The sequence below is a fragment of the Polaromonas sp. P1_G4 genome (assembly GCF_056405475.1).
In genome coordinates, this window is record NZ_JBFUCA010000205.1 from 1 (window position 1) to 6995 (window position 6995).

Below are 6995 nucleotides of genomic sequence, written 5' to 3' on the forward strand. Positions count from 1 at the left end.
CATCTCCCCGGCGGCGCTGGGCACCATGCCCCTGGGATGGCGGTCAAAAAGGGTTGCACCCAGCAGGTCTTCCAGGTGCGCGATGTGGCGGCTGATGGCAGACCCCGCCACATTCAGGCGCTGGGAGGCTTCGCTGATGGAGCCGCAGCGCACGACCTCCAGGAAGTAGCGCAGCGCGGTGTCCTGCAATTGACGGGCAACCTGGGGAGAAAGGGTCATGGGCGTCGGGTGATGGCGGAGCTGCCAGGGCATGGGCAGCCAGAGCATTGCCGATTTGGCAACGCAATCATACATATTCTCTAATGCATGGAATGGTCTTTCGGTCTGGTTCTTGCGCAGAATGAGCCGTCTCCACTCCCCACGCCATGACGAAGGACTTTTATGAAGCAATTTTTCACCACGATGGTGCGTCAAAGTTTTGTGCTTGCGGCCTTCGGTGCCGGCCTGACTGCAGCCCACGCAGGCAAAGCCAACGACACCCTGGTTTACGCCTCGGACAGCGAGGTTGAGAACGTCAGCCCGTACCACAACAACATGCGTGAAGGCGTGATCCTGGCCAACCTGGCCTGGGACACGCTGGTCTACCGGGACCCCAAAACCGGTGAGTTCAAACCCCAGCTGGCCACCGCCTGGAAATGGGAATCCGCCACCGCGTTGCTGGTCACCCTGCGCCAGGGTGTCACCTTCCACAACGGTGACAAGTTCAGCGCCGACGATGTGGCCTACACCTTCAATGTGGTCACGGCGCCGGAGGCCAAGATCGCCACGCGCCAGAACACGGGCTGGATCAAAAACGTCGAAAAGCTCGGCGACTACCAGGTCCGCATCAATCTGAAGGCGCCGTTTCCGGCCGCGATGGACTACCTGGCCGGGCCCACACCGATTTATCCCGCCGCTTACATGAAGAAGGTGGGCCTGGAGGGCTACAGCAAGGCGCCCATTGGTACCGGCGCCTACAAGATCACCGCGGTGGTGCCAGGCCAGGGCGTAACCATGGTGAAGAACACGGCCTACTTCAAGGACAGCCCGGCCGGCCAGCCGAATATCGGCACGGTGAAGTTTGTGGTGATCCGCGACCCGGAAGCGCGCGTGGCCCAGCTGATGACGGGCGCGGTGGACTGGATCTGGCGCGTGCCGTCCGACCAGGCCGAGTCGCTCAAGTCCAGGCCCAACACCACCGTGCTGAGYGGTGAAACCATGCGCGTGGGTTTCATGTCGATCAACAGCAACGGCACCACGCCGGAGGCCCTGCCCTTCAAGGACATTCGTGTACGCCAGGCCGTCAACCACGCCATCAACCGCAAGGGCCTGGCCGACAGCCTGGTGCGCGGCGGCAGCCAGCCGGTGTATTCGCCGTGCTTTCGCACCCAGTTCGGCTGCGAAACCGAAAAAGAGGTGAAGTACACCTACGACCCGGCCAAGGCCAAGGCACTGCTGGCGGCCGCGGGTTACCCCAACGGCTTCGACACCGACCTGTGGGCTTACCGCGAGCGTGAATATGCCGAAGCCATGGTGGGCGACCTGCGCAAGGTGGGCATACGTGCGCGCCTGCATTTTGTGCAGTACCCGGTGCTGCGCACCGAAATCTACTCGGGCCGCGCGCCCCTGACCTTCCAGTCCTGGGGATCGTTCTCCATCAACGACGCGTCCGCGTTTGTCGGCAACTACTTTGAAGGCGGCCCGGACGACACGGCCAAAGACCCGCAGGTGATTGCACTGCTGAAAACCGCCGACAGCACGGTGGACAAGACCGAGCGCAAGAAGAAATATGCGCAGGCCCTGCAGCGCATCAGCGAGCAGGCCTACATGGCGCCCATGTTCTCCTATTCCACCAACTACGCCTTCACGCCGGACCTCAAATTCACGGCGCATGCGGACGAACTGCCGCGCTTCGGCCAGGCCAGCTGGAAGTAGCCACGATGGTCCAGCCGTGCGCCGCACGGCTGGGCTGACCCGCGCAGTCCGCTAACGCAACAACCGGGGCCTTCCCATGCTGCAATACATATTCCGCCGCTTTCTGGTGGCCCTGAGCGTCATGCTCACGGTGGCCGTCGTCAGTTTCATGCTGCTGCACCTTTCCGGCGACCTGGCGGCCTCCATCGCCGGCGCCGAGGCCAACGCCGCAGCCGTCGAGGAAGTGCGCGTCCAGTACGGCCTGAACCGCCCCATCACCACCCAGTTCTTTGACTGGCTGTGGGGCGCGCTGCACCTGGACTTCGGGCGTTCGTTCTTCTTCCAGAACACCGTGATGGAACTCATCGGCGAGCGCCTGCCCATCACGCTCAAGCTGGGCGCCGTGTCTTTGCTGCTGGCGGTGTCGGTGGCGATTCCGCTGGGCGTGCTGGCCGCCGTCTACCGCGACACCTGGATAGACCGGCTGGCCCTGATGGTGGCGGTGGTCGGCCAGGCCATGCCCAACTTCTGGTTTGCGCTGACGCTGATCCTGCTCTTCGCCGTCGGGCTGCACTGGCTGCCCGTTGCGGGCAACACCACCTGGCAGCACTTTGTGTTGCCGGCCGTCGCGCTGGGCTACTACGCCATGCCCTCGCTGATGCGCCTGACGCGCGCGGGCATGCTCGACGTGCTGGGCGCAGACTACATCCGCACTGCGCGCGCCAAGGGCCTGAGCCCGGCACGCGTGGTGTTCAAGCACGCCTTGCGCAACGCCATCATTCCGGTTGTGGCCCTGGCGGCCGTGGAGCTGGGCTTCATGCTGGGCGGCTCGGTCGTCATTGAGTCGGTCTATTCCATGCAGGGCCTGGGCCAGCTCGCCTGGGACTCCATTTCGCGCAACGACTACCCCGTGGTGCAGGCCGTGGTGCTGATCATCGCCGTGTTCTACATCGGGCTGACCTTTCTGGCCGATGTCTTCAACGCCGCGCTCGACCCCCGCATGCGCACACGCTAGGACATCACCATGAACGCTCCTTCCCTGACCGTTTCCGCCGCGCCCGGGCTGCCGCTGCCGCCCATTCCCGCGTGGCGCCGCAGCCTGCGGCGTGTGCTGGGCCACCGCGGCATGACGCTGGGCAGCATCCTGCTGGGCCTGGCCGTGGTGGCCGCCCTGTTTGCGCCCTGGCTCAGCCCGCATGACCCGTATGCGCAGGACGTGACCCAGCGCCTGATCCCGCCGTTCTGGCACGACAAGGGCAGCTGGGAGCACGTCTTCGGCACCGACAAGCTCGGCCGCGATTACCTGAGCCGCCTTTTGTACGGCGCCCGCGTATCGCTGGGCATCGGGCTGGTCGCGGCGCTGGTGTCCGGGCTGATCGGCACCACCATGGGCGTGCTGGCGGGCTATTTCGGCGGCCGCACCGACGCCGTGGTCAGCTACATCATCACCACCCGGCTGGCCATGCCGGTGGTGCTGGTGGCACTGGCAACCGCTTCCCTCATCGGCGGTTCACTGCAGGTGGTCATCATCCTGCTGGGCCTGTTGCTGTGGGACCGCTTTGCCATCGTCACGCGCTCGGCCACGCAGCAGCTGCGCGACGCCGAATTCATCTCCGCCGCCAAGGCGCTCGGCGCGTCCACGCCCTACATCCTGGTGCGCGAACTGCTGCCCAACCTGATGGGCCCGCTGACCGTGGTGGCCACGCTCGAGATGGCGCACGCGATCCTGCTGGAGTCCACCCTCTCCTTCCTGGGCCTGGGCGTGCAGCCGCCCACGCCCTCATGGGGGCTGATGGTGGCCGAAGGCAAGGCCTACATGTTCTTCCAGCCCTGGGTGATCCTGGTGCCCGGCGTGGTGCTGGCCCTGCTGGTGCTGGCCATCAACCTGGTGGGTGACGGCCTGCGTGACCTGACCGCGCCCGACGGCCGCAACTGAAAGGGAACCTCCATGGAAATTTTGCTGGACGTGAAAAACCTGCGCGTCGACCTGCCGACACCGGGCGGCATGCTGCACGCCGTGCGTGGCATCGACTTCCAGGTGCGGCGCGGGGAAATGCTGTGCCTGGTCGGCGAGTCCGGCTGCGGCAAGTCGATGACGTCGCTTGCGCTGATGGGCCTGCTGCCGCGCAAGGCGGTGCGCAGCGCCGACCACATTCGCTTTGACGGCGTGGACCTGCAGGGCTTGCCCGAGCGGGAAATGTCCGCGCTGCGCGGCTCGCGCATGGCGATGATTTTCCAGGAGCCGATGACGGCGCTGAACCCGTCGTACACGCTGGGCGACCAGCTGTGCGAGGCGCTGCGCGCGCACCGCAAGGTCAGCATGGCCCAGGCGCGTGAGCGTGCGCTGTACCTGCTCGAACGCGCGGGCGTTCCGCAGGCCGCCGACCGTTTGCGGCAGTACCCGCACCAGCTCTCGGGCGGCCTGCGCCAGCGCGTGGTGATTGCCATGGCCCTGATGTGCGAGCCGGACCTGATCATTGCCGACGAGCCCACCACCGCGCTGGACGTCACCATCCAGGCGCAGATCCTTAGGCTGATCCGTGAGCTGCAAAAGGAGTTCGGCACCGCGGTGGTCTTCATCACCCACGACCTGGGCGTGGTGGCGCGCATCGCCGACCGCGTGGCCGTGATGTATGCGGGCGAGGTGGTGGAAACCGCGCCGGTGGCCGAGCTGTTCGCCCACCCCGCCCATCCCTACACCCGCGGGCTGCTCAACTGCATTCCGGTACGCGGCAAAACCCTGCCCGGCAGCCGCCTGCAGGCCATCCCGGGCGTGGTGCCCAGCCTCGTGGGCAAGGTGGAGGGCTGTGCCTTTGCCAACCGCTGCAGCCAGGTACAGGCAGGCTGCGCTGCCACCCCGCCCTATGTGGCGCTGGACGCGGAGCATGCCGTGCGCTGCGTCGCGGCTTCACCCTTGCTGGCGGAGGCCGCATGAACCCCACCACCCCTTTGGCAACGCCCCCGGGCGGCAGCGAAGACATTGCGCTGGAGCTGTGCGCGCTCAGCCGCGTCTTCAAACTCAAGCGCGGGCTGTTCACAGCGCCMGGTGAAATCAGGGCGGTAAATAACGTCTCGCTGCGCATTCGCAAGGGCGAAACCCTGGGCCTGGTCGGGGAGTCCGGCTGCGGCAAAAGCACCCTGGCCAAAATGCTGCTGGGCTTGCTGCCGCCCACCTCGGGCAATGTGCTGGTCAACGGCAAGGAAGTCGACAGCAGCCAGCGCCGCGCCCTGGCGCGCCACATCCAGCCCATCTTCCAGGACCCGTATTCGTCGCTGAACCCGCGCCGCACGGTGGCAGAGATCGTTCGTGTACCGCTGGCCCTGCACAAGGTGGGCACTGCGCAGGAACAGCAGCGCAAGGTGCGCGAGATGCTCGACCTGGTCGGCATGCCCGAGCGCACGCACAGCCAGTACCCCAACCAGCTTTCGGGCGGGCAGCGCCAGCGCGTGGCGATTGCGCGGGCGCTGGTGCTGCGACCCGACATCCTGATCTGCGACGAACCGACATCGGCGCTTGACGTGTCGGTGCAGKCGCAGATCCTCAACCTGCTGATGGACCTGAAGGCCGAGTTCGGGCTGACCTATTTCTTCATCAGCCACGACCTGGGCGTGGTCGAACACCTGGTGGACCGCGTGGCCGTGATGCACCGCGGCGCCATCGTTGAGCTGGGCACGCGCGAGCAGGTCTTTGCCCGGCCCGAGCACCCCTACACCCGCATGCTGCTGGCCTCTGCCCTCACGCCCGAGCCCGGGCTGGGTGTGCCGGACATTGCCGCCGAAGCCATCGGCTGACGTTTTACCTCTCCATTTCAACCGCGCAATTTCCCTTCAATTTCAAGGACCTCTCATGAGCCGTACCCAAGCCGTGGCCCAGACCCTCGCCTGTTTCGACGACGGGCGTTTCCAGCAAACGCTGGACCGCCGCGTTGCCTACAAAACCGAAAGCCAGGACGCCGCCAGCGGCCCCATCCTGCACGCCTACCTGCAGAACGAAATCACGCCCAAGCTCACGGAGCTGGGCTTTGCCTGCCGCATCGTCGACAACCCGGTGCCGGGCAAAAGCCCTTTCCTGCTGGCCGAGCGCATCGAGCCCGGCGCCGCTTTCACCGTGCTGACCTACGGCCACGGCGACGTGGTGCGCGGCTACGACGCCCAGTGGCGCGAAGGCCTGAGCCCCTGGAAGATCGTGGTGGACGGCAACCGCTGGTATGGCCGCGGCACCGCCGACAACAAGGGGCAGCACACCATCAACCTGACCGCGCTCGAACAAGTGCTGGCCGTGCGCAGCGGGCGCCTGGGCTACAACGTGAAAATCATCCTGGAAATGGGTGAAGAAGACGGCTCGCCCGGCCTGAACGAAGTGTGTGCCCTGCACCGCGATGCGCTGGCGGCCGACCTGTTCCTCGCCTCCGACGGCCCGCGTGTGTCGGCTTCGCGCGCCACGCTGTTTCTCGGCTCGCGCGGCGTCTTCAACTTCGACCTGCACCTCAAGCTGCGCGACGGCGGCCACCATTCGGGCAACTGGGGCGGCCTTTTGCGCAACCCCGGCATCCGCCTGGCCCATGCGATTGCCAGCCTGGTGGACGCCCGCGGCCGCATCCTGGTGCCCGGCCTGCTGCCCACCGCCATTCCGGCCAGCGTGCGTACCGCGCTGCAGGACATCGAGGTCGGCGGCGGCCCGAACGATCCCGAGATCGATCCCGACTGGGGCGAGCCGGGCCTCTCGCCGGCCGAGCGCGTGATCGGCTGGAACAGCCTGGAGGTGCTGGCCTTTACCACCGGCAACCCGGCCATGCCGGTGCATGCCATTCCGGCCGAGGCGCGCGCGCACTGCCACATGCGTTATGTGGTGGGCAGCGACCCGGCGAATTTTCTGGCGCACATCCGCAAGCACCTGCTGGCCCACGGCTTTGACGATGTGGAAGTGCGCGGCACCGACATGAACATGGCCGCCACACGCCTCGACCCCGACAATGCCTGGGTGCGCTGGGGCATGGCGTCCATCGAACGCAGCACCGGCCGCCGCCCGGCCCTGTTGCCCAACCAGWCTCTTATACACATCTCCGAGCCCACGAGACTACCATTCATCTCGTATGCCGTCT

7 protein-coding genes are annotated in these 6995 nt (G+C 66.2%); 6 read left to right on the forward strand and 1 reads right to left on the reverse strand.

The annotated features are described in order from the left end of the window. Positions 1-219 (reverse strand): helix-turn-helix domain-containing protein (locus AC1D1X_RS11885; RefSeq protein WP_477698327.1); only part of this gene is annotated, 219 nt, incomplete at its 3' end. Positions 220-402: 183 nt separating this feature from the next. Here AC1D1X_RS11885 and AC1D1X_RS11890 point away from each other — a divergent pair. From AC1D1X_RS11890 to AC1D1X_RS11915, 6 genes are all read left to right on the forward strand, one after another. After that, on the forward strand, positions 403-1914 hold the full coding sequence (locus AC1D1X_RS11890; RefSeq protein ID WP_477671715.1) for an ABC transporter substrate-binding protein: 1512 nt from the start codon (positions 403-405) through the stop codon (positions 1912-1914). A 76-nt stretch (positions 1915-1990) separates the two neighbouring features. Continuing rightward, complete coding sequence (locus AC1D1X_RS11895) at positions 1991-2908, forward strand: ABC transporter permease (protein WP_477671703.1); 918 nt, start codon at positions 1991-1993, stop codon at positions 2906-2908. 9 nt (positions 2909-2917) lie between these two features. Further along, a complete protein-coding gene (locus AC1D1X_RS11900; RefSeq protein ID WP_477671704.1) occupies positions 2918-3829 on the forward strand; it encodes an ABC transporter permease in 912 nt (303 codons plus the stop codon). 12 nt (positions 3830-3841) lie between these two features. Continuing rightward, positions 3842-4828, forward strand: a complete 987-nt coding sequence (locus AC1D1X_RS11905) for an ABC transporter ATP-binding protein (RefSeq protein WP_477671705.1) — start codon at positions 3842-3844, stop codon at positions 4826-4828. After that, positions 4825-5685, forward strand: a complete 861-nt coding sequence (locus AC1D1X_RS11910) for an ATP-binding cassette domain-containing protein (RefSeq protein WP_477698328.1) — start codon at positions 4825-4827, stop codon at positions 5683-5685. The genes AC1D1X_RS11905 and AC1D1X_RS11910 overlap by 4 nt, the downstream gene beginning before the upstream one ends. A gap of 55 nt (positions 5686-5740) precedes the next feature. Then, the coding region (locus AC1D1X_RS11915; protein WP_477698329.1) for a M20 family metallopeptidase at positions 5741-6995 on the forward strand (1255 nt) is incomplete at its 3' end.